Raw genomic sequence first — 23,172 nt, forward strand, 5'->3', positions numbered from 1 at the left:
CCGGCAGGGGCGGCCTCCCTGTATGCGGGCCCAAGTGCGGGACCTGCGCGGTCCGGCCACCGCCCGGCGGAGGCCCCGGCCCGACCGGCCCCGGCCCGCCCGGAGGCCTTGCCGGCAGCGGGAGTCTCCCCGTACGCGGACCCGGCCGGGCCCTCTTCGCCGGCGGGCCGGCACGCGCCGAGCCCGACCGCCGGTTCGGCGGTCGCCGCGGCCGCGGCTGTGGCGCAAACCCGGCTGTACATCGGCCCCGCCGCCCGGGTCGCCGTCGCGTCGGCACCGGTGCGCTCCCGGTGGGTCGCCGGGGTGCCGGCTGCCATGGTCCTGACGGCTCGGGAGATCCTCCTGCCGAACGGCCGGACCGCCGGCAACACCGCCCTGGGGGACGTCCCCGCCGCCCGGACCGAGCCCGGCCACGCGCCGGCCGCGGCCGCGGACGGCAGCGGAACGGCCTCCGGCGGCGAGGAGGGAGGGGCGCCCGACGCACCGGCCACCGCGACCCTGGACATCCCGCACCCCGCAGCCGCCCCCGACCCGCAGGCGGCACCGCCCGCCGCCGCGACCGAGGCCGCGGACAAGGACGCTCCCTCCGGACCGCACGGCGCATCGCGGGACGGTACGCCCGGCCCCGCGGCGGAGCCCGGCACCTCGGGCGGGAGGCCCGGCGCGCACGAGGCGGACCCGACCGACGAGCCGGACCCGTACACGGCGGAGGGCGCCGACGGTGTGGCCGGCATCGCGGACAGGCCGGTCGGCGTGCCAGGCCCGTCGGCCGGCGGCGGCGAGGCAGCCACCGGTGGTGCGGAAGCGGAAGGAGACGGCGTGGCCGCGGTCCGGGGCTCCGTCGTCGAGATCGTCTCGCGGGCCGTGGCCCGCGGCATCGAGGACGGCGGCGGCGAACCGGCGCAGGGCAGCGCCTCCGCCGCGGCCCGCGGGGTGGACGTCACCGCGGTGCCGGTGCACCTGCCGTTCCCCGCCGAGCCGCGCACCCTCACCGCCGGCACCCCGGCCGCCGCGCCGGGCCGGCCCGCCCGGCGCGCCGTGCCGCGGCCGGCTCCGGGGCGGCGGGTGCCGCAAGGCGACGACCGGCTGCGGGAGCACCGGGGGCCCGTCCTGCCCGGCTGGGTCGGCGTCGCGGTGGGCGGGCTCGCCCTCAGCGGGTGCCTGGCCGTGCTGTGGCGGGCCGGAGCGGTGCCGGACGCGTTCGGGGCCGCGTTCGGAGCGGCGCCCCGCGCCTACCAGGGGCTGCGCGCCACCCACTGGCCGCCGCTCGCCTTCCTCGGCATCGTCGCGCTGCTCTCCCTCGGCGGCCTCGGCCGCGGCAAGGTCGGGCACGCCTGGGTGCTCACCCTGTTCGGCCGCTACCGCGGCACGGTCCGCCGGACCGGCCTCACCTGGGTGAGCCCCCTCCTCCTGCGCCGCCGGATCGACGTCCGCCTGCGCCACTGGCGCAGCGACCCGATGCCCGCCGTCGACTGCGGCGGCCTCGCCCTCCAGGTGGTCGTGCAGGTCGTCTGGCAGGTCAAGGACACGGCGCGGGCCGCGCTCGCCGTCGAGGACCACACCGAGTACCTCGCCGAGCAGGTCGAGGCGGCGATGGCGCGGGTGCTGTCGCAGCTCCCGGCCGACGCCTTCCACGAGGACGCCCCGACCCTCCGCGACACGGAGGCGGTCGGCGAGGCGCTGACCAGGATGCTCGCCGCCGAGACCGAGGCGGTCGGCATCGAGGTGTACTCGGCGCAGCCGACGCGCATCGAGTACGCCCCCGAGGTCGCCGAGGCGATGCGCCGCCGCCGGGTGGCGGCGATCGACGCGAAGCACCGGGACACGGTCCTGACCTCGGTCGTGGACGCCGTCGACGACACCGTCCACCGGCTGACCTCGCGGGGCCTGGTCGAGCTGGACGACTACGAGCGGAAGGCCCTGGTGAAGGACCTCACCGTCGCCTTCTACACCGGCCGCCCCGAGTAGCCGGCCCCCGCTGCCACCCGGTCTGAAGGCCCCGGCCCCGGCCCCGCCCCGCAGGCGGCGCCGGGGCCGTCGCCGTACCTCCGGGTGTCCTGTTTTCGGACAGCCCCTGCCGCCCCCGCATCCGCGTCCCGGCCCGTACGGCTCCTCGTACGACTCCCCGTGCGCGGAGGTCGGACCGGGCGCGGGCGGGGTGCGGTGGTCCGGACCATCCGTTCGCGCAATGGTCTGGACATGGCCAAGTGGCGTCAATAGTCTGGGACTTGGTCTAGACCTGAAAACTCCGCCCGTGCGGCCGCGGACCCACCCGCGGCCGCTCCCCGCGCGTGCGCACGCTCTCTCCCCGGACCTCCCCCCCCCACGTTCAAGGAGCACCGCCTCATGCGTCTCTTCCGCATGCCCTCACGCCTGCCCGCGCGCCCCTCCGGCCGGGCCGGCTCCGCCGCCGCGCTCGGCCTCGCCGGCGTGGTCGGGCTCGCCCTCGCCTCCGCGCCCTCCGCCAGCAGCCACGGCTACACCGACAGCCCGATCAGCCGCCAGAAGCTCTGCGCCAACCGGACCGTCTCGGACTGCGGCCCCATCCAGTGGGAGCCGCAGAGCGTCGAGGGCTTCAAGGGCTTCCCCGCGGCCGGCCCGGCCGACGGCACGATATGCGCCGGCGGCCACCCCGAGTTCGCGCAGCTCGACGACCCGCGCGGCGGTGCCTGGCCCGCCACCCAGGTCACCTCCGGGCAGGGCTACGCCTTCCGGTGGCAGTTCACCGCCAACCACGCCACCACCGACATCAAGTACTACGTCACCAGGAACGGCTGGGACTCCACCAAGCCGCTCACCCGCGCCGCCCTGGAGTCGCAGCCGTTCCTCACCGTCGCCTACAACGGGGCCCGGCCCGCGATGACGACCGTCCACAACGGCGTCATGCCCGCCGGCAAGACCGGCCGGCACCTGATCCTGGCCGTCTGGACCGTCCACGACACCCCGATGGCCTTCTACTCCTGCTCCGACGTCCGGTTCTGAACCGGAACCGCCCGCCTGAGGGGCCGGCCGCGGGGGTGGTTTGGAGCACCCCCGCGGACCAGGTAGTATTTTCTCTGTCAGCAGGCGCCGCTAGCTCAGTTGGTTAGAGCAGCTGACTCTTAATCAGCGGGTCCGGGGTTCGAGTCCCTGGCGGCGCACCTGTCCTTCGGGCGGCTTCCGGTTCCACCGGGAGCCGCCCGAAGTGTTTTCCCGCTCCTGACGCTCCGGACTCTCCTTGCGTCGCGGCCTCTCCCGTGAGCCGCGTCACCAGGGCTACAGGGCGAGCGACAGCAGCAGCGGCGCGGCCTTCCGGTTCAGGGTCTCCGCCGCCGCCCGCAGCCGGTGCGCGTGCTCGACGGGCATCGACAGGGCCAGGCAGCCCACCGACGCGCCCGCGGTGATCGGCACCGCCGCGCAGACCGTGCCGAGCGCGTACTCCTGGAGGTCGAGCACCGGCACCGTGGCCGGCTGGCTGTCGAGCTTCGAGAAGAGGACCCGCTCGCTCACGATCGTCTTCGACGTCAGTCGGGCGATCTTGTGCCGGGACAGGTGGTCGCGCCGCCCGTTCTGGTCGAGCTGCGTCAGCAGGCACTTGCCGACCGCGCTCGCGTGCGCCGCGGAGCGGAAGTCCACCCACTCGTGCACCTTCGGGGTGCGCGGACTGTCCGCGACCTGCGTGATCTTCACCTCGCCGTCCACGTACCGGCTGATGTAGACCGCCGCGCCCACCGAGTCCCGCAGCCGGTCGAGGGTCTCCTGCAGCTTGTCCTGGAGGGCCTGCTGCCGGTCCGTGCCCGAGCCGAGCAGGACCAGCGAGTCGCCTATCGCATACGCCCCGTCCGACACCTCCAGGACGTACCCCTCGCGGCGCAGCATCAGAAGCATCGGAGCGAGATGGACCGCAGGCAGTCCTGTCTCGCGCGCGATCTGCTCGTCGGACACACCGCCGGTGTGGCGGGCGATCGCTTCGAGCACGCGCAGGGCGTACTGCACCGAGTGGAACGGCGCGGTCGGCTCGGGCTTCAGCGCCACGGTCTCCCCCTAGCAGGTCGTTACCGCTTGCCGTACCACGATAGCCAGCAAGAGGCGCATCGGGAGCGCCTGTTGGGGAGATTGGTGGCCGGATAACGCCCTCCCGCCAGGGCCTACGCCGTTGGCATATGCCAAGGTCATGAGTCGGGCCCCACGGCAGTACAACCGCCCCGGGAATGCCCGCTCCCGCTCTCCGGTTCGACTCCCCGTACGGACGTACGAGGGAGACGGGAGTGGCCATGAGTGACCGCGGGGAAGCCGCACGGGAGGACCGCCCGGTCGGCGGCGCGCAGGGACCGGAACCCGCGGCCGTCCCGGCGCCGCACCCCGTCCGGGGCACCGCGTACGGCACCGCCCCCGTCCCGCTGTCGGTGCTGGACCTCGTCACCGTCGGCAGCGGCAGCACCGCGAGCGCGTCCCTGCGCACCAGTGTCGCCCTCGCCCGGCTCGCCGAAACCCGCGGCTACCAGCGCCACTGGGTCGCCGAGCACCACTCCATGCCGGGTGTCGCCAGCTCCTCGCCCGCGGTGATCCTGGCGCACCTGGCCGCGCACACCACCCGCATCCGCCTCGGCTCGGGCGGCGTCATGCTGCCCAACCACGCCCCCCTCGCCGTCGCCGAGCAGTTCGGCACCCTGGAGGCGCTCGCCCCCGGCCGGATCGACCTCGGCCTCGGCCGCGCCCCCGGCACCGACGGCCGGACCGCCGCCGCCCTGCGCGGCCCCGGCCGGGCCGAGGAGGGCCACGACGACTTCCCCCGCCGCCTCGCGGAGCTCACCCGCTTCCTCGACGACGACTTCCCCGACGGCCACCCCTACGCCCGGGTCCACGCCGTGCCCGGCCCGGTGCAGGGGCCGGCCGGCCGGCCGCCGCTGTGGCTGCTCGGCTCCTCCGGCTTCAGCGCCCGCCTCGCCGGCGAGCTGGGCCTGCCCTTCGCGTACGCCCACCACTTCTCCGCCGCCGGCACGCTGCCCGCCCTCGACCTCTACCGGCAGACGTTCCGCCCCTCGGCAGCCCTGGACGCCCCGTACGCCGTGATCGGCGTGTCGGCGCTCGCCGCCGACACCGCCGCCGCGGCCCGCGCCCAGGTGCTCACGGGCGCGCTGTCGATGCTCCGGCTGCGCGCGGGCCGGCCCGGCCTGATCCCCACCCCGGAGGAGGCGGCGGCGTACGCCTTCTCCCCGCTGGAGCGGGAGTTCACCGAGGGCTGGCTGGCGAACATCGTGCACGGCACCCCGGACGAGGTCCGCGCCGGCCTCGACGCGCTGGCCGCCCGCACCGGCGCGGACGAGCTGATGCTGACCGCGAACGCGCACGGCGGCGCGGCCCGGCTGCGCTCCTACGAGCTCGTCGCGGACGCGTACGGGATGCCGGCGGGGGAGCAGGGGGCCGGTTGACGGCATGCGAACGGGGTTTGGCTGGTTTGTTGCCGAAACCTTGCGGCAGCCTTTCCTAAGGCACCCTTAAACCGCTCGTCACCCGGGGTGGCGAGCGGTCTTCCGTGCCCCCGCACGCCTCTGACGAGGGAATTTGCCTGGCGAATGGTCTAGTCCTTCTTTGGTCCAAACCATTGACGGCGGATGTCGGTGATCGCTATCACTTCTCCCACCCGGACCTCTTGCCCTCCCTCCCCACTTCCCCGGAGGCAGTACATGCACATCCGTAAACCCCTCATCGCGGCCGCCGCCACGGCCGCGCTGGCGGCCGGGGCCGTGGCCGGCCTCGCGGGGCTCGGCACCGCCCAGGCCGCGGACGCCACCGCGGCAGCCGGCAGCAGCGGCAACATCCGCATCGCGTACTACGACCAGTGGAGCGTGTACGGGAACGCCTTCTACCCGAAGCACCTCGACACCCGCGGCATCGCGAGCAAGCTGGACGTCATCAACTACTCGTTCGGCAACATCCACCCCACCGACCTCACCTGCTTCATGGCCAACAAGGCCGCGGGCGACGACAACAACCCGAACGCGGGCGACGGTGCGGGCGACTCCTACGCCGACTACCAGAAGTCCTTCAGCGCGGCCGACTCCGTCGACGGCGTCGCCGACAAGTGGGACCAGCCGATCGTGGGCGTCTTCAACCAGTTCAAGGAACTGAAGGCCAAGTACCCCCACCTGAAGATCAACATCTCGCTGGGCGGCTGGACCTACTCCAAGTACTTCCACGATGCCGCGAAGACCGACGCGAGCCGCAAGAAGCTGGTCTCCTCCTGCATCGACCAGTACATCAAGGGCAACCTGCCCGTCGAGGGCGGCTTCGGCGGCCCCGGCACCGCGGCCGGCATCTTCGACGGCATCGACATCGACTGGGAGTACCCGGGCTCCTCCGGCGGCCACCTCGGCAACCACTACGGCCCCGAGGACAAGCAGAACTTCACGCTCCTGCTCGCCGAGTTCCGCAAGCAGCTCGACGAGTACGGCGCCGCCGACGGCGGCCGGAAGCTGATGCTGACGGCGGCGCTCCCGGCCGGCCAGGACAAGATCAAGTACATCGAGACCGACAAGATCGGCCAGTACTTGGACTACGCCAACATCATGACGTACGACATGCACGGCGCCTGGGACGGCGACGGGCCCACGTACCACCAGTCGCCGCTGCGGAACTCGCCGGCCGACCCGACCGACCCGATCGCGCCGGGCACCGAGAAGTACAGCATCGAGAACGCCATCGACGCCTGGATCGACGGCGACCCCGCCTACGGCATCGCCGGCGGCTTCCCCGCCGCCAAGCTGACGCTGGGCTACGAGTTCTACTACCGCGGCTGGAAGGGCGTCCCGGCGGGCACCGCAGGCGGCCTCGCCCAGCCCGCGACCGGCGGCTCCAGCCCCCGCCAGTACAGCCAGCAGGCCGGCATCGCCCACTACAAGGAGCTCGGCGGCATCGTCGACAACCCGGCGGCCACCTTCTGGGACGACCAGTCGAAGTCCTCGTACTTCTACAAGGACGGCGAGTTCTTCACCGGCCTGAACCAGAAGTCCATCCAGGCCCGCGTCGACTACGGCAAGAGCCGCGGCCTCGGCGGGGCGATGATGTACTCCCTGCTCGGCCTGGACGCCAACACCACCCTGCTGAACCAGATCTCGGACGCCCTCGGCGGCGCCACCCAGCCCCCGACCACGCCGCCGACCACCCCGCCCACCACGCCTCCGACGACCCCGCCGACGACGCCGCCCGCCACGGGCTGCGGCTCCCTCCCGGCGTACACGGCCGGCACGGTCTACACCGGCGGCACGGAGGTCTCCCACAACGGCCGCAAGTGGAAGGCCCAGTGGTGGACGCAGAACGAGGAGCCCGGCACCACCGGTGAATGGGGTGTCTGGAAGGACCTCGGCGCCTGCTGATCCCCCCACCCCGCGCCGAGCGGCCCGCCGCCCCGCACCCACCAGCCCGGGTGCGGGGCGGCGGTGCGCCGAAGGGCCGCCGGACCGCGGACACCGGCCGGTGCTGCCGGAGCCGTCCGGCGGGCCCGCGAAGGCGCGGCGAGGCCCGGCCTCCTGGCGGGAGGCCGGGCCGACGCGTTCCCCCGTGCCACGGGCCGGCCAGACCGCGCTTCCCCCGAATGCGCGACAGGCCGTCCCGTCGTGCGGCCGGGCTGCGCGCTGCGGCGCCGGCCCGGCTGACGGAACGACTGTCCTCCGCCAACCTGCACCGCGTCCAGGGACGCATGCCGCACTGGGTCAGCGTGGGACGTCCCACGCGCTGACCTGCTGGGATGCCCCTCCGCGGGATGCGCAGGCGGGACGGCGGGGACCCGAACGGTTCCCGCCAACCCGTGGTCCGGACCTGGAAGCCGGGTCGGGGCGGCCCGATGCTGGGGGGGAACAGGGGGGAACGACCAGTGGCGCGTTGGAAAGAACTGCCCGCCGCACTCGACAGCCGGGAGCGCCGGCTCGTCGCGGAGTTGCGGCGGCTGAAGGACCACAGCGGTCTGAGCCTGGCCGCGCTGGCGGCCAAGACCGCCTACAGCCGCTCCTCGTGGGAGCGGTACCTCAACGGCAAGCAGCCCGTGCCGCGGGAGGCGGTCGAGCAGCTGGCACGGGTGTGCGGGACGGAGCCGACCCGGCTGACGGTGCTGCACGACGTGGCGGTGAGGGCGCGGCAGCCCGCGGCGGGCGCGGCCGCCCCGAAGGCCCCGGAGGAGCAGGAGGCCGCCCCGGCGCAGGAGGCCGCGCCCGCATCTCCGGACGCCGCACCCCCGCAGGGCGACGGCGACGGCGGGCAGCCGGGGGACCGGCGCGGGCGGACGGTGTCCGCGGGGTGGTTCCTGGCCGGGATCGCCGCCACCGCGGCAGTGGCCTTCACGGCGGGCCTGCTGGCCGGCGGAGCCTGGACGGGCGGAGGGGAGGCGGCGGGGGCCGTGCAGACGGCCGACGCGGCGGCGGGCGGCAAGTCCGGCTACCGGCGCGGCGTGGCGTACCCGTGCGAGGTGAAGCGGGAGGGCGCGGAGCTGCGGGCCGGGCACGGCACGAGCCGCACCATCCTGCTGGACACCAACAGCACCGGCTTCGACGTCGTCGAGGTCCAGTGCCTGCTGCGCGAGCACGGCTTCGACCCGGGCAGCACCGAGGGGCTGTACGACCAGGCGACGAAGGACGCGGCGACGCGGTTCCAGAAGGCGCGCGGGCTCGTCGCGGACGGCATCGTCGGCCCCAAGACCTGGGGGGAGCTGCGGAAGTGATCACGGACACGGAGTGCGGGCAGCTCGCCGCCGAGCTGCGGCGGCTGCGCGAGCGGACGGGGCTGAGCCTCGCGGCGCTGGCCCGGCGCACCCCGTACAGCAAGTCGTCGTGGGAGCGGTACCTCAACGGCAAGCAGCCGCCGCCCCGCAAGGCAGTGGAGGCGCTGTGCGCCGTCGCGCACGAGCCGCCCGCCCGGCTGCTGGCGCTGTGGGAGCTCGCCGACAGCGCCTGGAGCGGCCGGTCCCGGCCCGCGGGGCCCGCTCCCGCCGCGCCGGGCGACACCGCCCCCGCCGAAGCCGCGCCTGCCCCGGCGGCCGGGCCGTCTGCCCCGCCCGCCCGGCGGTGGCGTCCGGCGGCCGCCGCGGCCGGGGCGGTGTGCGCGGCGGCCCTCGCGGCGGGCGCGGCCCTGCTCGCCCTGCGCGGCCCGGAACCGGAGCGGGCCTCCGCAGGACCGGAGGAGAAGCCGATCCGGAACCCGGGCTGCGCGGCGCAGTCCTGCGTGGGCCAGGACCCGACGCGGATGGGCTGCGGGGGCGCGGGGATGGTCGACACCGTCCACGCCGCCGACGCGGCGGGCGGGCGGCACCTGGAGCTGCGGCACGGCGGGATGTGCCAGGCGGTGTGGGTGCGGGCGTCCGGCCTGGCGGCGGGCGACCGCGTCGAGCTGTCCCTGCCGGACTTCGCGCAGCCGCAGGTGCTGGTCATGGCGGAGCGGGACGTGGGGAACTACGTGTCCACACCGATGGCCCCGGCGGCCGAGGGCCCGGCCGGGGCCCGCATGTGCGTCCTGCCGGCCGGCGCCCCCGAGGACGCCCGCGTCTGCTTCCCCTGACCGGGCGGGCCGGGGAACCGGGCCCGCCCTGCGCCCCCGCACCCCCGCGTCAGTTGCGGTCGCGGCCCGCGCCCGGGCGGGTACCGATCATCTCCGCGATCCGCTCGGGCGCGACGGCCCGCGAGTACAGCCACCCCTGCCCGGTGTCGCAGCCGACGCGCCGCAGCCGGGCCGCCTGCCCGGCGGTCTCCACGCACTCCGCGGTGACCGTGAGGCCCAGCCGGTGCGCGAGCTGGACGAGGGCCTCGACGATGGTCTCGTCCGCCGGGTTCGGGTGTGTCCCGTCCTCGTAGCGGAAGCCGCGTACGAAGGACCCGTCCAGTTTCAGCACCGACACCGGCAGCCGGCTCAGGTAGGCCAGGTTCGAGTACCCGGTCCCGAAGTCGTCGATGGCGATCCGCACGCCCATGTCGCTGAGCGCCTGGAGCGCCTGCAGCGGCCGCCCGGCCGAGCCCATCACCGCGGACTCGGTGAGCTCCAGCTGGAGCAGCTGTGGCGCCAGCCCGGTCTCGGCGAGGATCCCGGCGACGTCGCCCACCAGGTCCGAGTCCCAGACCTGCCGGACGGCGACGTTCACGGACACGAAGACCGGGCTGTCACTGGGGTGCTCGATCTGCCAGCGCCGCGCCTGCCGGCAGGCGGTCCGCAGCACCCAGCGGCCCAACTGGACGATCGAGCCGTCCTCTTCGGCGATGCCGATGAACCGATTCGGCGTCAGGTTGCCGAACTGCGGGTGGTTCCAGCGCACCAGCGCCTCCACCCCGCGCACCGTGCCGCTCTCCAGGTCCACCAGCGGCTGGTACTCCACCTCGAACTCGCCGCGCTCCACCGCGGGCCGGAGCGTGGAGCTGAGGGCCTGCCGGGTCATGCGGTGGGCGTTGCGCTCGGGGTCGAAGAGGGTCCAGCGGGCCTTGCCGTCGGCCTTCGCCCAGTACAGCGTCGTGTCCGCGGCCTGCATCAGCCCGGTCGCCGAGGTCCCCTCCGCGGCCCGCTCCACGACGCCGATCGACGCCGACACCGACAGCCGCTGCCCCGCCAGGTCGAACGGCTCCTGGATCGCGGCGAGGACGCTGCGGGCCAGGTCCGCGAGCTGCTCGGTGCCGGTCGAGTCCTCCACCAGCAGTGCGAACTCGTCGCCGCCGAGCCGGGCCACCAGGTGCCCGCCGGTCCGCCCGTACCCGGACTGGTCGGCGCACTGCGTGAGCCGGGCCGCGACCGCCGTCAGCAGCCGGTCGCCGACCCGGTGCCCGAGGGTGTCGTTGACGGCCTTGAAGCCGTCCAGGTCCAGGTAGCACAGGCCGATCCGGCCGGTGCCGCCGTGCTCGTACGAGGAGGACTCCAGGGCAGCGGAGAGCCGTTCGAAGAACAGGGCCCGGTTGGGCAGCCGCGTCACCGGGTCGTGCATCTGCAGGTGCCGCAGCCGGGCCTGGAGGTCGCGGCGGTCGCTGATGTCGGCGACGGACAGCAGGACGTCGCGGGTGCCGGGCACCGGGCCGAGGGTGACCTCCGTCCACAGCGAGTGCCCGTCCGGGTGCTTGAGGCGGCGCGTGCAGCGCAGCCGGGCCTGCCGGCCGCGCAGCACCTCCTGGTACGCCTGCCAGGTACGGGCCTCCGCGCCGAGGTCGACGAGGTCGGCGGCGCGCCGGCGGACCAGGGCGTGCGGCTCCGCGCCCAGCAGGGAGGCCAGCGCCGGGTTCGCGGCGACGACCTGCCCGCCGCGGTCGACGACGGCCATCGCGAGGTGCGCGGCGTTGAACGCTGCCCGGTAGTCGCGCTGTTCGGACTCGGCCCGCCCCGGCGCCGAGGACATGACAGGCACTGAAGGGTGACGCTCCGTAATGGCCGATCGGATGCTGTCGGCTGCCGAACCGGTTTCGTCAGAGGTGCCGCTCACCGTGGCTCCCGCAGTGCTCGTGTGTGTCCGCGCAGGAAAGTGTGCCGATCATAGAGGCAGCCGTACGGCCCTATCCAGCGGCGTCGCCGTGTGGGGGGCTCCGCTTCCGCGTGCTGACGGCCCGTCGGCGGCCCCTGGGAGATCGTTTCTGTGCAGGTGTGAGCGACTGGCTACAGGTTCCGGCCCCGCGTGATCGAACGTGACGTTCCGTAGGCAAGAGAGTGAACGCGTAGGTCACCGGCTTGCCACGCCTCTCACTCGTGTGGGGCACCGGAACAGGGCGTTAGTAAGACAATCGACTCAGTGTGGGACGAGAGCGTACGAAACTCACCACCGGAGGTCGATGTGCGGCGACAGCAGACACCCGGGGGAGTGGACCGCTCCCGCCTGCGCAGCGCGGCGGCGGCGCTCACCTCCCTGTCCGCGCTCGCCGCCATGTCCCTCGTCGCCGGGCCGGCCGCCGCCGTCTCCGGCGCCGGACCGTGCGCCCTCGCCCGCACGGCGGCCCACCACTCCCTCGGCCTCGACACCTGGAACGGCGCCTACCCGCGTCCGGTCCGCAGCCTGGACGCGGTCATGGTCTTCCTGTCCTTCCCCGACCACCGGCCCGGGCTGGCCCCGGAGGAGCTCGCCGCCGACCACTTCCCCGCCACCAGCGACTTCTTCGACCGGGCCTCCTACGGCCGCTTCCGCCTGGTCGCGCACCCGCAGGAGCGGTGGATCCCCATGCCGAGGCCGTCCACGGCGTACGGGATACAGCGCGACTGGGCGCCCGCCGACCGGGCCGCGTACCTGCGGGACGCGGTGACGGCCGCCGACCGGGAGATCGACTTCTCGCGGTACGACGTCGTCTACTTCGTCGCCGACCCGGACGCGCCGGGCGTCGACTCGGACGCCACCAAGGTCGTCAACTTCGACCGGCCGATCCGCGCCGACGGCACCGACCTGCGGCGGATCGTCACCGTCTTCGAGCGGCACCCCCCGGACCGCAACGTCCTCGCCCACGAGACGGGGCACGTCTTCGACCTGCCCGACCTCTACCACCGGCCGAGCGACGGCAAGGGCGACTGGGACACCCACGTCGGGGACTGGGACGTCATGGGCAGCCAGTTCGGGATGTCCCCCGACCTGTTCGCCTGGCACAAGTGGAAGCTCGGCTGGCTGGACGCCTCGCAGGTGGACTGCGTGCAGTCCGGCTCCTCCCTGCACACCCTCCAGCCGGTCGGGGTCGCCCCGGCCCCCGGGTCCTCCGGCGGCACCCGGCTCGCCGTGATCCGCACGGGCCCCGGCAGCGCCGTCGCCGTCGAGGCGCGGGGCTCCGCCGGCAACGACGGGGACACCTGCACGGAGGGCGTCCTGGTCTACCGGGTGCGCAACGAGGCGCCCTCGGGCGGCGGGCCGATCGAGGTCCTGGACGGGCACCCGGACACCGAGGCCTGCTGGGACCGCTCGGTGTACCCGCCGCTGGCGGACGCGCCGCTGGAGGTCGGCGAGTCGTTCACCGTGCCCGGCGAGCGGATCAGGATCGAGGTCGCCGACCGGACCGCCTCGGGCGCCTACACCGTCAAGATCACCACCTGAGGCCGGCGGGGCCCGACCGGGGCCGGACAACGAAGAAGGCCCCCCACTCGCGTGGGGGGCCTTCCTCCGTCTGTGCGCCGCCAGGGACTCGAACCCCGGACCCGCTGATTAAGAGTCAGCTGCTCTAACCAACTGAGCTAGCGGCGCTTGCTGACGAGGAAGACATTAGCAGGAGGAGGCCCGGAAGGAAAAATCGATATCCGCAGCTCGGGCCGCGCGCACGTACGCCCACAGCAGCGCCTCCGGCCCCGGCAGCCACGGGCGGCGGGTGTCGGGGGCGACGAGCCAGCGCGACGGGCCGGGCGCCGCGTCCAGCGGGGGCACGCCCACCGCGTCGCCGAGGCCGTGGCACAGCGGCGCCGGTACCGGGTTCCCCCACTCCTCCCAGGCCAGCAGCGCCGGCAGCCGGTGCGCGGTCCCCGTGGCGGCGAACAGCAGCACCCGCCCCCGGTGCACGGCGACGGGCCCGCTGCCCGGCCCCTCCGACCACAGCAGGTCCAGCATGCGGCGGCCGAGGACCGACGGGACGTTGACGACGTCGAAGGAGGTGCCGCAGGGCAGCACCGCGGGCGCCCAGGGCCGGGCCCGCCACGCCTCCAGGGTGTCCTCCGGCCGGGCCGATGCCGAGGCGAGCCAGGCGGCGCCCTGCGCCGTGACCTGGGTGGCCGTACGGGAGTCCCGGTCGGGACAGGCGGAAGCGGAGGCCGTCGTCAGCGTCGTCATGGCAATGATCTACCGTCGGTGGCGGAGCGGTTTCCAGGAGTTACGGAAAACCGGGACACGGCGGCATCGGCTGCGCTATCTTGCGCCCCGCATATGCCACCGGACCGTCCCCCCTGCGCGGCCGGCCGCCGCGCCCGCCCGTCCGGCTATCCGCGGCCGGGGCCGCCGCCCCGCTGGAGGGTCTCCCCGAACTCGATCATCTTCAGGGCGTAGTCCTCGGTCCACTCCGCCTCGGACGCGATCAGCGCCGGGTCCAGCCGGTCGAACCGCCGCGGATCGGCCAGCTGGGCCGCCGCGACCGCCTGGAACTCCATGGCCCGCTCCGCCGCCGCCCGGAACGCCAGCGTCAGCTCGGTGGCCCGGGCCAGCAGCTCCCGCGGGTCCTCGATCGACTCCAGGTCGAAGAAGTGCTCCGGGTCCGCGACGGCCTCGGACGGCTCGAAGAGCAGCGGCGCGGGCCGCAGCTTCCGCTCGGTCCGCTCGGGCTCTGCCATGCGTCTCCTCCTGCTGCGCGTACGGGACCGGGCCGGGCGCCGGGCCACCCTCCATTGTCCAACGCCCGCGCAAGAGGGCCGCCCCCTGCCCGGTCGGGGTCGCCAGGCCGCGCGGTGCTCGGCCAGGTGTGCCAGAACCGCATGGTTGGCCTCCCAGCCGTCCGGACTGCTTTCGGCGGCCGCCTCCGGCGGCGTGCCGGACTCCGTCCGGCGCAGGGGCGGCGGGGTGGCGGTCAGGGCCGCCAGGCCACCCGGTGCTCGGCCAGGTGTGCCAGCACCGCATGGTTGGCCTCCCAGCCGTCCGGGAACTTCACCGTCACGCCCAGCTGGACCGGTTCCGCCGACGGGTGCTCGTCCAGCAGTTCCGCGATGCCCGCCCGCGCCACCACCACGCAGGCGTGCCGGTGCCGGGAGGCCAGCACGCACAGGCGGCCCGTCTCCAGGTGGAAGGCCGTCGCGTCGGGGCGCCCCGACAGCGGGTGCAGCACGACCGTCAGGTCGTACTCGCGGCCCTGGAGCCGGTTCGCGGTGTCCACCGTCACCCCCGCCACGCCGAGCCCCGCCAGCGCGGCGCGCACCGCGGCCGCCTGGTCCCGGTGCGCCGTGCCCACCGCGATCCGGTCGGCGGTGAGCGGGGCCGGGTCGGGGGAGTGCTCGTCGTGGGCGACCGCTCCGCGGTCCAGGGCGCGGCGGACCACCAGGGCCACCGCCCGGACCGCCTCCGGGTCCGTGCGCGGGGTGTGCCGGGCGGGCAGCTCCAGCAGGCCCCAGCCGGCCTCGGCGGCCTCGTCCAGCACCCGGTCCGGGCCGGAGCCGTCGGAGGGGACCCCGTACGAGAGCCTCCGCTCGCCCGGGCCGGTGCCGCTGCGGAACTGCGAGTACGGGTAGAAGGCGCGCGAGACCAGCGGTGCGGCGCTTGCCGGGAGCCGCCAGGACACGGGCAGCCGGTGCTGCGGCAGCTGCGGGTTGTGCGCCAGCAGCGTGCTGACCGCCGAGGCCGAGGGGTCGTACGACAGGCCCGCCCACTGCTCGGCGCCGACCACGCTGAACGGGTCCAGCTGTCCGGGGTCGCCGACGAACAGGGCCCGCTCGAACAGCCCGGCCACGGCCAGCAGTGCGTCCGAGCGCATCTGGTAGGCCTCGTCGACGATGGCGTGCTCCCAGGGCTCGGTGTTCTTCACGTACGCCCACTTCGCCGCCGTCGAGATGGTGACCGGCAGCTCTGCCAGGTCGCCCGGCTTCGCCGACAGGGTGACCGACGGCAGGTCGCGCAGCGCCGGGTCGTAGGCGTCGGCGTCGCTGCTGTGCAGGCGGCCCACCCGCAGCTCCGGGTCCTTGTCGGCGAGCCGCAGCACCAGGTCGTCGACCTGCGCGTTCGTCTGCGCGACGATCATCAGTCGGCGGCCGGCCGCGGCGAGCTCGCGCGCGGCGCGGACCACGAGGGTGGACTTGCCGGCCCCGGGCGGGGAGTCCACGACGACGCCGCGCTCCGGTCCGTGCAGCGTGTCGTGCAGGATCGCGGCGGTCGCCGCGGCGGCGGCCGCGCCCGGGTCGGAGGCGGCGGGCACGGCGTCGGGCGCGGGGTCGGGGCCGGGGCGGGGGATCGGGCTCGCGGTCACAGGAGGTCCTCGTCGGTCACGGCGTCGGGCAGCCAGGCGGCGGCCTCGGCCGCCGCGGATCCGGGCGGTCCGCCGTGCGTCCACGGGGTCTGCTCCGGGTCGGGCAGCTTCGGGCCGCCCCGAGCGTCGTGCTCGAACAGCGTCCAGCAGACCCGGTCGCCCTTCTCCGGGACCGAGCCGGGCTCCGGCTCGCGGCCGCGGCCCATCTTGTCCAGCAGCCGCAGCACCAGGCGGCCGTCCTCCTCGCGGCGGACGAACTGCGCGCTCTGCGGTCGCCCGTCCAGCGAGCGGTACACCTTCTGGCCGCCCTCCTCCGCGAGCTGCGGCCGGTCCTCGGTGAGCACCGTCACCAGGGGGCGGGGGCTCGGCCGCCTGGAGTCGGTCCACTCCATGACGACCTCGGTGACCTCGCCCGCGAAGGCCTCGCCGGCGAGCCGCCGGCCGGCCATGACCAGCGGGTCGTCCAGGGCCTCCTGGGCGTCGAGGCGCACCTGCTCCGTCTCCCGTGTGGCGAGCTTCTGCGCCGCGGTGACGGCGTCGTCGCGGCGCGGCTGCGGCGGTTCGCCCGCCCGGACCCGGTCCCGGTGGCCGGTGTAGGACCAGCGGTCGCGGACCCACCGCTCCTCGGCGCGCTCGGCGGGCGGCAGGCCGTGCAGCAGGTCCAGGGCCCGCCACACCGCGTCCCAGGTGGGGCGCATCTGCCCGGCGACCAGCTCGCGGACCTCCTCCGCGGCGCTGGCGGCCTGCGCCGGGCGGCCGGAGGCGCGGGCGGCGTCGTACCGGGCCATGGCGGGGGCGAGCAGCCTGTTGTCGAAGGCCGGGTCGGTGGCGGGCCCGGCGGGCGGGACCAGGAGGCGGCCCTGCCGGTCGCGGCCGGACTCGGCGCGGAGCGCGGCCGCGGCGCCGGACTCGCCCTCCGGGGGGTCGATCCAGGCGAGCAGGGCGCCCAGGTGCTGGTCCTCCAGGTTGCTCTGGCCGGTGGCCCAGTGCCGGGCGAGCACCTCCGTCGCGGCGAGCAGCATGCAGGAGCCGGGGACGCGGGCGCGCTCGCCGAGGTGGGTGAGCCAGCGGCCCAGCAGCGGGACCCGGGCGGGCGCCGGGTACGGGTTGTCGGGGTCCTCCTCGGCGGTGCGGCGGAACCGCATGGACCGGCCCAGCAGGCGGACGTACTCGACGCCGGCCCGGCTGGGGACGACCAGCTGCGGCGCGTCCAGGCACAGCTCGGCGGAGACCTTGCCGCGCACGCCGGTCTCCGGGTCGGTCTCGGTGCGCTCCACCTCCTCGACGGCGTCCGCGTACGACTCGACGTACGGCAGGACCTCGTCGGCGAGGTCGGCGAGGAAGGACCAGCGCAGGTCGCGGTCGCGGGGCTGGGGCACGACCAGCAGCCGGGGCGCGGCCCGGTCGGTGCCGACGAGCGCGCCGAGGGGCGCGCCGGCCTCGCCCGCGGTGGTCAGCGGGACGAGGACGAGCGGGCGCTCGGACAGGTGCCGGTGGCGGACGGTCGCCAGCGGGCGGGCCCGGCCCGCGCGGACCGCCTCCAGGCGGGCGAGGGTGTTCAGCAGCGGCATGCGCCCTCCTCCGGGGCCTCGGCGGTCTCCGCGGCGGCGAGGGCCCCGGCGGCGGCGCGGTCCGCGGCCTCGGCGAGGGCCTCGGCGCGCAGCCGGGCCGCCTGGAGCAGGGCGGCGGCGGTCGGGTCGTCGGCCGGGCCGCGGCCGGCGGCGGCGTCGAGGGCCTGGGCGACGGTGGCGCAGCCGCCGAGTTCACCGCGGACGGAGCGGCCGAGGGCGGTGGCCTCGCCGGCGGCGCGGGCCCGCTCCCGGCAGTGGAAGGCGAGCTCGCAGGCGGAGAGGCATTCGGGGGCGTAGGAGGCGGAGACGGCGGAGACGGCCTCGGTGAGTTCGGCGGCGGGCCGGGCCGGGTCGAAGGTGAGCCCGGCGGGGAGGGTGGCGGCGAGCTCCTCGACGCGGGTGAGGCGGGCGAGCTGGCGGCGGGTGACCGCGCGCTCGCGGCGTACGTCGACGGGGGCGGCGGCGGGCTGGTTGGAGAAGTCCTTCGGGCAGACGAGCAGCACGGTGTGCCCGACCTCGGCGGCCTCCACCTTCGCGGCGGTCCCCTCCAGGGCGAGGACGTACACGGCGGCCTGCCGGGCGGCGGCGCCGACCTTGGCGGGGTCGGCCGAGCCGTCGAGCAGCGGGAACGACTTGACCTCCACGACGGTCCAGCGGCCGTCGGGGTGCACGACGACGGCGTCGGGCTCCAGGTAGGCGGGGGTCCCGGCGACCTCCAGGGCCAGCATCGGGTGGTCCAGCAGGGTCCACGCGCCGGCGGCGGTGGCCTCGCGCAGGGCGAGCGCGGTGCGGGCGGCGCGGCCCTCGGGGCCGGCGGCGGTGAGGTCGGGGACGGGGGTGCCGGCGCGGGGCGGTTCGGCGCCTGCCCCGAGGTGGAGGTGGACCAGGCGGAGCAGCTCCGCCCCGCCGTCGGCCTTGACCTTGGCCTCGAAGGAGTTCCCGCGGATGATCGCGAACTGCGACTGGCCGAACGGTGCGGGTGAGCCGAGCGCCGCGGCCAGTGCCGTCTTGTCGACTCCGGCCCCGTCCAGCAGGGCGCGTCTGCCGCAGCCCGGGTTGGCGGCGAGGGCCGCCAGCGCGCGGGCGTCGAGCGGGCGGGGAGGCACGGCCGGGCCGCGCAGGTCAGCGAGCCGCTGCCGCAGTGTCGTCGTCTGGGGCGGGCCGCTGTGCGGGTAGGAGCTCACGGGCGGAAGTGTCCCATCCGCCACTGACAATCGGGGGCGTACTGCCGAAATGCGCTGTTCGGGAGGGCAGTCGGCGGGCGATCGCGTACCCGGCTGCCATCACGGCGGCCCCGGCGGCGGCGTCGAGGAAGTAGTGGTTGGCCGTGCCCATGACGACCAGCACGGTGAGGGCGGGGTAGGCGGCGCCGAGTGCCCGCAGCAGCGGCCGCCGGCCGTGCCGCCACAGCAGGACGCCGCACCACAGGGCCCATCCGACGTGCAGGCTGGGCATGGCCGCGTACTGGTTGGTCAGGCCGCCCATCCCGCGGGGGGCGCTGGCCTCGGCGCCCCACCAGCCGTACGCGCTGTACTGCGCCATGGTGTCGGTGAAGCCGTAGGCGGGGTCGAGCAGGCGGGGCGGGCAGGTCGGCAGGAGGGTGAAGCCGACGAGGCCGAGGAGGGTGGAGGCCGCGAGCCAGGTGCGGGCGGCGGTGTAGGCGTGCGGGCGGCGGCGGTAGAGCCAGACCAGCACGGCCGGGGTGACGAGGTAGTGCAGGGAGGCGTAGACGAAGTCGGCGGGGACACCGAGGGCGGCGTGGCCGGTGAGCAGCCGGTTCAGGGGCCGCTCGAAGGCGATGCCCAGCGCGTCCTCGGCGCGGAGGATGGCGAGCCCGTGGCCGACGGCGAGTCCGACGTCGCCGCGGGCGAGGAGTCTGCCGCCGGAGTACGCGCCGTAGAGGAGCCCCAGGAGCAGCAGTTCGGCCCACCAGCGTGCGGGCGTCCGCCTTTCAGTCATGCGGCCTAAGACGTGTGTTCGGGTACGCGGGTTGCCTGGTGCCGGTGTGATGGATGATGGTCGGACGATACGAGCACGCGAACCACTGCGAACCACCAGTACCGGGAGAAAAACGACCATGGCGCCCCGCATCCTCCTCGCCCGGCACGGCCAGACCGCGTGGTCCAGGCTCGGCAAGCACACCGGCCGCACCGACGTGCCCCTGCTGGAAGAGGGCCGGCGCGGCGCGAAGCTGCTCGGCGAGCGGCTCGCCGGGGAGCCGTGGAACGCCCTGCCCGGTGTGGAGGTCCGCACCAGCCCCCTGTCCCGGGCGAGCGAGAGCTGCGACCTGGCCGGGTTCGGCGGCCGGGCCGAGCCGTGGGACCTGCTGATGGAGTGGGACTACGGCGACTACGAGGGCATGACCCCGGCCGAGATCCAGGCGGTCCGGCCCGGCTGGCTGATCTGGCGCGACGGCGTCCCCGGCGGCGAGTCCGTCGCCGACATCGCGGCCCGCGCGGACGAGGTCGTCGCCTGGGCCCGCTCCGCCGAGCGGGACGTCCTCGTCTTCGCCCACGGGCACATCCTGCGCACCCTCGCCGCCCGCTGGCTCGGCTTCGAGGCCTCCTTCGGGGCGCGCATCCGCCTGGAGCCCACCTCGCTCTCGGTGCTCGGCTGGGCGTACGGGGCCCCCGCGCTGGAGCGCTGGAACGACACCGGGCACCTGGAGGCGTAGGGCCCGTATCGACGTGCCCCGGGGTGCAGGGAGCGGCCTCAGGCCATGGCGCGGCGGGCCAGGAAGGCCGCCACCCGGGGGCTGCGCTGGTGCGGCACCAGGGTGCGGGCCGTCGCCGACAGCATGCTCTCGACCCGGGTGGACTGCACGTCAGCGAGCAGGTCCATGACGCGGCCGCCCGCCCAGGCGGCCTCGTCGGGGGCGCCCGCGCGGGCCAGGTCGTCGGCGAGCTCCGCGGTGTAGAGGGCCACGTTGCGGGCGAAGTGCGGGTCCTGGAGGTCCGCCGCGCGGCGCGCGTGCCGGGCGGCGCGGGCGTGCTCCCCGAGCGCCGCCCAGCAGCGCGACTCCAGCGACTCCAGCTCGGCCTCGCCGAAGAAGGACATCCACTCGGGGTCGGCGCCGGCCTCCCCGCGGGCGAACTCGGCGTGCGCCCGGCTGAGGGCGTCCTCGCAGGCCCGCCGGTCGGCGAGGCCGGCCCAGCCGCCCGCCTCGCGCAGCGCGAGCAGCGACAGCAGCCGGTGGGAGCCGAGGGAGCGGGCGGCGCGGCGGCCCGCCTGAGCGGCCCGCACCGACTCCCGCGGGCGGCCGGTGTCCCGGGCCAGGAAGGCCATGTTGCTGAAGGCATGCGCCTCCAGGGCGGCGTTCCCGGAGACGCGGGCCGTGGCCAGGGCCTCCGCGTAGTGCGAGCGGGCGTCGTCGAAGCGGCCGGAGTCGTGTGCCAGCCAGCCCACCGACAGGGCCAGCTCGCCGGCGCCCGCGTGCAGCCGGTCCTCGGTCGACTGCCGGGTCGCGCCCGCGTCCAGCAGTGCGTACGCGGCGCGCAGCGGTTCGGCGGCGCGGCGGTACAGGGCGTCGGCGCCGTGCCGGTCGTCCAGCAGCCGGATCCGGCGCACGGCGTCCTCGACGGCCGCGGCCTCGGGCTCGCCGGCGCGGGCGGGCAGCCGGCGGGTGTCGCCGAAGAGGGTCAGGCCGAGGGTGGCGGCCGCCACGGTGGCGGAGCCGCCCGCCATGAAGGCGCGGCGCTGCACGTTGCTCTCCCCGGCCTGCGCACGCGCGTGCGCGGTGCGCTGGGCGGCGCGGCCCCGGACCGCCTCGCGCGGGGAGAAGCCCAGGTCGGTCAGGGTCCGGCCGGGGAACATGTGCAGGAAGACCCGTTCGTAGGCGTAGTTGGGGCAGCGGATCTCCCCGGCCTCGACCCGGCCGATGTAGCGGGCGTCGCAGGAAACCGTTTCTCCGATGTCGCGGGCGGCCCGCCGCACCAGGGCCGCGAACTCCGCGGGGGAGCGGGTTCCGCGCAGCCGCCGGAACGCCTGGTTGGGTGAGTGCGGGAACGCCGCCATGGAACTGGCCTCTCTGGCAGGGGACGCACCGCCGGTGCTGTCGGCGGGGGTGCCGGCCCGGCGCGCACGCAACGTACCGCCGGCGGGGGCCCCGTGACGTGGTGTTTGGCTACAAATCGGATATCTCACCCGCGATCCGCCATGAACTGCCATCCTTTGCGGCGTCTTGCCGCCGCATCTGTTGACGGACGGGGGCGTTGAACCCCTTGAGGAGCGCGCTGCGGCTCCCGTCCCCCGCGCGCAGGCGACGGAGGAGGCGTTCTGGTGGTGGAGGCCGGTATGGAAAGCACTGGAATGGACACCGCGCCCGCGCAGGGCGGGCCCTGCGCACCCGGGTTCCGGGCGGCCCCCGCGGCCCCCGCGGCCCTCGCGGTCCGGGCGGCCGGGGCCGGCGCGCCGGACCTCGTGACCGTGCCCGCCCGGCAGGGCCTGGAGGCCGTCGATATCATCCGCCGCGCCGCGGACCGGGACGGCGGGGTCGGGCCGGTCCTCCACGACGGCTCCGGCGACACCCTCGGCTTCCTCGTACCGCCCGGCACCGCCGACGGCTGGGACCTGCCGGGCAGCGCCTGCACGCAGACGAACGGCCGCGGCATGCGCTTCGGCGAGCTGCCCCCGGCCGCGCGGGACGGGGGCTGGCTGCTCCCGCCCGACCCGGCGGGCGGCGTCACCGACCCGGAGGTGCTGCGGGCGGCGCTCGGCGAGGCGGCCCGGCTGATCGAGGCGGCGGACAGCTGCAGCTGAGGGGGGCGGGCCGACGGACCCGCGGGGCGGGGACAATGGCCTGGTGGCAGGCAAGGGCAGAGGCAGGGACAAGGGCCGGGGCGAGGCGCGCGGCACGGACGCCGGCAGCGGGCGGCGCGGGCGCGCGGGCGCGCCGGCGGCGGGCCCCGGCGGCGGCTCCGGGCCGGTCTCCGCTCCGGTGGACGGCGGGCTCGCGGAGCTGGCGCCCGACCGGGAGCACCCGGGCGGCTGGACCCTGCTGATCGACGGGGCGCCGCAGTCGCACGTCGACCTCGCCGACCCGGGCCGGCTCGCGTTCGCCTACCAGCGCCGCATCGGCCACCTCATCGACCTCGCCGCCCCCGCCCGGCGGCCGCTGAACGTGGTCCACCTCGGCGGCGGCGCCTTCACCCTGGCCCGCTACACGGCGGCCTCCCGCCCCCGCTCCCGGCAGCAGGTCGTCGAGGTCGACGCCGCGCTGGTGGCCTTCGTGCGGGAGCACCTGCCGCCGGACCCGCAGGCCGGGATCCGCGTCCGGGCGCTGGACGCGCGCGCCGGCCTCGCGAAGGTCCCCGACGGCTGGGCGGACCTGGTCATCGCGGACGTGTTCAGCGGCGCCCGGACCCCCGCGCACCTGACGAGCACCGAGTTCCTGGACGAGGTGCGCCGCACCCTCGCGCCCGGCGGCTGGTATGCGGCGAACCTCGCGGACGGGCCGCCGCTCGCGCACCTGAAGGGCCAGATCGCGACCGCGGCCGCCCGCTTCGCGCACCTGGCGCTGGCCGCGGACCCGGTGGTGTGGCGGGGGAAGCGTTTCGGCAATGCGGTGCTCGCCGCCTCCGACCGCGAACTGCCCGTCGCCGAGTTCACCCGCCGGGTCGCGAGCGACCCGCACCCCGGGCGCGTCGAGCACGGCCGGGCCCTGACCGACTTCGCGGGCGGCGCAGCCCCCGTCGCGGACGCCTCGGCGGTCCCGTCGCCGCAGCCGCCGCCGTCGGTCTTCCGCTGACGCGGCGCGGCCCGCGCCC

General features: G+C 75.7%; 18 protein-coding genes, 2 tRNA genes and 1 pseudogene. 11 read left to right on the forward strand and 10 right to left on the reverse strand.

The annotated features are described in order from the left end of the window. The first annotated feature begins 108 nt into the window (after nucleotides 1–108). From MUK52_RS20220 to MUK52_RS20230, 3 genes are all read left to right on the forward strand, one after another. Nucleotides 109–1,968 carry an SPFH domain-containing protein gene (locus MUK52_RS20220; RefSeq protein WP_284578875.1) on the forward strand — a complete coding sequence of 620 codons (1,860 nt, stop codon included), beginning with the start codon at nucleotides 109–111 and terminating at the stop codon, nucleotides 1,966–1,968. A gap of 378 nt (nucleotides 1,969–2,346) precedes the next feature. Continuing rightward, nucleotides 2,347–2,982, forward strand: coding sequence for a lytic polysaccharide monooxygenase auxiliary activity family 9 protein (locus tag MUK52_RS20225; RefSeq protein ID WP_114057681.1), 636 nt, complete (start codon nucleotides 2,347–2,349; stop codon nucleotides 2,980–2,982). Between the two features lie 84 nt (nucleotides 2,983–3,066). Next, nucleotides 3,067–3,140, forward strand: a tRNA-Lys gene (locus MUK52_RS20230). Nucleotides 3,141–3,255: 115 nt separating this feature from the next. Here MUK52_RS20230 and MUK52_RS20235 read toward each other — a convergent pair. After that, nucleotides 3,256–4,014, reverse strand: a complete 759-nt coding sequence (locus MUK52_RS20235) for an IclR family transcriptional regulator (protein WP_114057680.1) — start codon at nucleotides 4,012–4,014, stop codon at nucleotides 3,256–3,258. A gap of 239 nt (nucleotides 4,015–4,253) precedes the next feature. Here MUK52_RS20235 and MUK52_RS20240 point away from each other — a divergent pair, with 239 nt between their 5' ends. The 4 genes from MUK52_RS20240 (at nucleotide 4,254) to MUK52_RS20255 (ending at nucleotide 9,525) form a co-directional block, all read left to right on the forward strand. Continuing rightward, nucleotides 4,254–5,411 (forward strand): LLM class flavin-dependent oxidoreductase, encoded by a 1,158-nt coding sequence (locus tag MUK52_RS20240; RefSeq protein ID WP_114058929.1) that lies wholly within the window; start codon nucleotides 4,254–4,256, stop codon nucleotides 5,409–5,411. Nucleotides 5,412–5,666: 255 nt separating this feature from the next. Then, nucleotides 5,667–7,355, forward strand: a complete 1,689-nt coding sequence (locus tag MUK52_RS20245; protein ID WP_114057679.1) for a glycosyl hydrolase family 18 protein — start codon at nucleotides 5,667–5,669, stop codon at nucleotides 7,353–7,355. A gap of 497 nt (nucleotides 7,356–7,852) precedes the next feature. Next, nucleotides 7,853–8,692, forward strand: coding sequence for a helix-turn-helix domain-containing protein (locus MUK52_RS20250; RefSeq protein WP_114057678.1), 840 nt, complete (start codon nucleotides 7,853–7,855; stop codon nucleotides 8,690–8,692). Then, on the forward strand, nucleotides 8,689–9,525 hold the full coding sequence (locus MUK52_RS20255) for a helix-turn-helix domain-containing protein (RefSeq protein WP_246042696.1): 837 nt from the start codon (nucleotides 8,689–8,691) through the stop codon (nucleotides 9,523–9,525). The genes MUK52_RS20250 and MUK52_RS20255 overlap by 4 nt, the downstream gene beginning before the upstream one ends. Before the next feature lie 49 nt (nucleotides 9,526–9,574). Here MUK52_RS20255 and MUK52_RS20260 read toward each other — a convergent pair whose 3' ends face one another. Beyond that, entirely contained in the window at nucleotides 9,575–11,419 is a 1,845-nt protein-coding gene (locus tag MUK52_RS20260; protein ID WP_114057676.1) for a putative bifunctional diguanylate cyclase/phosphodiesterase, read from the reverse strand. Nucleotides 11,420–11,764: 345 nt separating this feature from the next. Between MUK52_RS20260 and MUK52_RS20265 the strand changes: the two genes are divergently transcribed. Further along, entirely contained in the window at nucleotides 11,765–13,000 is a 1,236-nt protein-coding gene (locus tag MUK52_RS20265; RefSeq protein ID WP_114057675.1) for a M6 family metalloprotease domain-containing protein, read from the forward strand. Nucleotides 13,001–13,073: 73 nt separating this feature from the next. Here MUK52_RS20265 and MUK52_RS20270 read toward each other — a convergent pair. From MUK52_RS20270 to MUK52_RS20300, 7 genes and pseudogenes are all read right to left on the reverse strand, one after another. Beyond that, nucleotides 13,074–13,147: transfer RNA gene (locus tag MUK52_RS20270), tRNA-Lys, on the reverse strand. After that, nucleotides 13,138–13,723: pseudogene (locus MUK52_RS20275) on the reverse strand (bifunctional DNA primase/polymerase). Before MUK52_RS20275 ends, MUK52_RS20270 begins: the two are co-directional and overlap by 10 nt. A 146-nt stretch (nucleotides 13,724–13,869) precedes the next feature. Continuing rightward, nucleotides 13,870–14,217 (reverse strand): DUF8844 domain-containing protein, encoded by a 348-nt coding sequence (locus tag MUK52_RS20280; RefSeq protein WP_114057674.1) that lies wholly within the window; start codon nucleotides 14,215–14,217, stop codon nucleotides 13,870–13,872. A 233-nt stretch (nucleotides 14,218–14,450) separates the two neighbouring features. Continuing rightward, the gene (locus MUK52_RS20285) at nucleotides 14,451–15,785 is read right to left on the reverse strand and encodes an AAA domain-containing protein (protein WP_114058928.1); all 1,335 of its coding nucleotides are present in this window, start codon (nucleotides 15,783–15,785) and stop codon (nucleotides 14,451–14,453) included. A gap of 47 nt (nucleotides 15,786–15,832) precedes the next feature. Then, nucleotides 15,833–17,407: a hypothetical protein gene (locus MUK52_RS20290; RefSeq protein WP_284578881.1), complete on the reverse strand. Its 1,575-nt coding sequence runs from the start codon at nucleotides 17,405–17,407 to the stop codon at nucleotides 15,833–15,835. Then, complete coding sequence (locus tag MUK52_RS20295; RefSeq protein WP_114057672.1) at nucleotides 17,395–18,591, reverse strand: hypothetical protein; 1,197 nt, start codon at nucleotides 18,589–18,591, stop codon at nucleotides 17,395–17,397. Before MUK52_RS20295 ends, MUK52_RS20290 begins: the two co-directional genes overlap by 13 nt. After that, nucleotides 18,530–19,366 carry a phosphatase PAP2 family protein gene (locus MUK52_RS20300; RefSeq protein ID WP_114057671.1) on the reverse strand — a complete coding sequence of 279 codons (837 nt, stop codon included), beginning with the start codon at nucleotides 19,364–19,366 and terminating at the stop codon, nucleotides 18,530–18,532. Before MUK52_RS20300 ends, MUK52_RS20295 begins: the two co-directional genes overlap by 62 nt. Nucleotides 19,367–19,484: 118 nt before the next feature. Here MUK52_RS20300 and MUK52_RS20305 point away from each other — a divergent pair, with 118 nt between their 5' ends. Then, nucleotides 19,485–20,081, forward strand: coding sequence for a histidine phosphatase family protein (locus tag MUK52_RS20305; protein WP_114057670.1), 597 nt, complete (start codon nucleotides 19,485–19,487; stop codon nucleotides 20,079–20,081). A gap of 38 nt (nucleotides 20,082–20,119) precedes the next feature. On the opposite strand, the gene MUK52_RS20310 is transcribed toward MUK52_RS20305, so the two are convergent. After that, nucleotides 20,120–21,421: an NsdA family TPR-like regulatory protein gene (locus MUK52_RS20310; protein ID WP_284578885.1), complete on the reverse strand. Its 1,302-nt coding sequence runs from the start codon at nucleotides 21,419–21,421 to the stop codon at nucleotides 20,120–20,122. A 279-nt stretch (nucleotides 21,422–21,700) separates the two neighbouring features. Between MUK52_RS20310 and MUK52_RS20315 the strand changes: the two genes are divergently transcribed. Both MUK52_RS20315 and MUK52_RS20320 read left to right on the forward strand, forming a co-directional pair. Next, nucleotides 21,701–22,165 (forward strand): hypothetical protein, encoded by a 465-nt coding sequence (locus MUK52_RS20315; protein WP_284578887.1) that lies wholly within the window; start codon nucleotides 21,701–21,703, stop codon nucleotides 22,163–22,165. Between the two features lie 43 nt (nucleotides 22,166–22,208). After that, nucleotides 22,209–23,153 (forward strand): spermidine synthase, encoded by a 945-nt coding sequence (locus MUK52_RS20320; RefSeq protein ID WP_284578889.1) that lies wholly within the window; start codon nucleotides 22,209–22,211, stop codon nucleotides 23,151–23,153. Nucleotides 23,154–23,172: the final 19 nt, after the last annotated feature.

Source organism: Streptomyces sp. 2P-4, from assembly GCF_030167965.1.
Taxonomy (GTDB): Bacteria; Actinomycetota; Actinomycetes; order Streptomycetales; family Streptomycetaceae; genus Streptomyces; species Streptomyces globosus_A.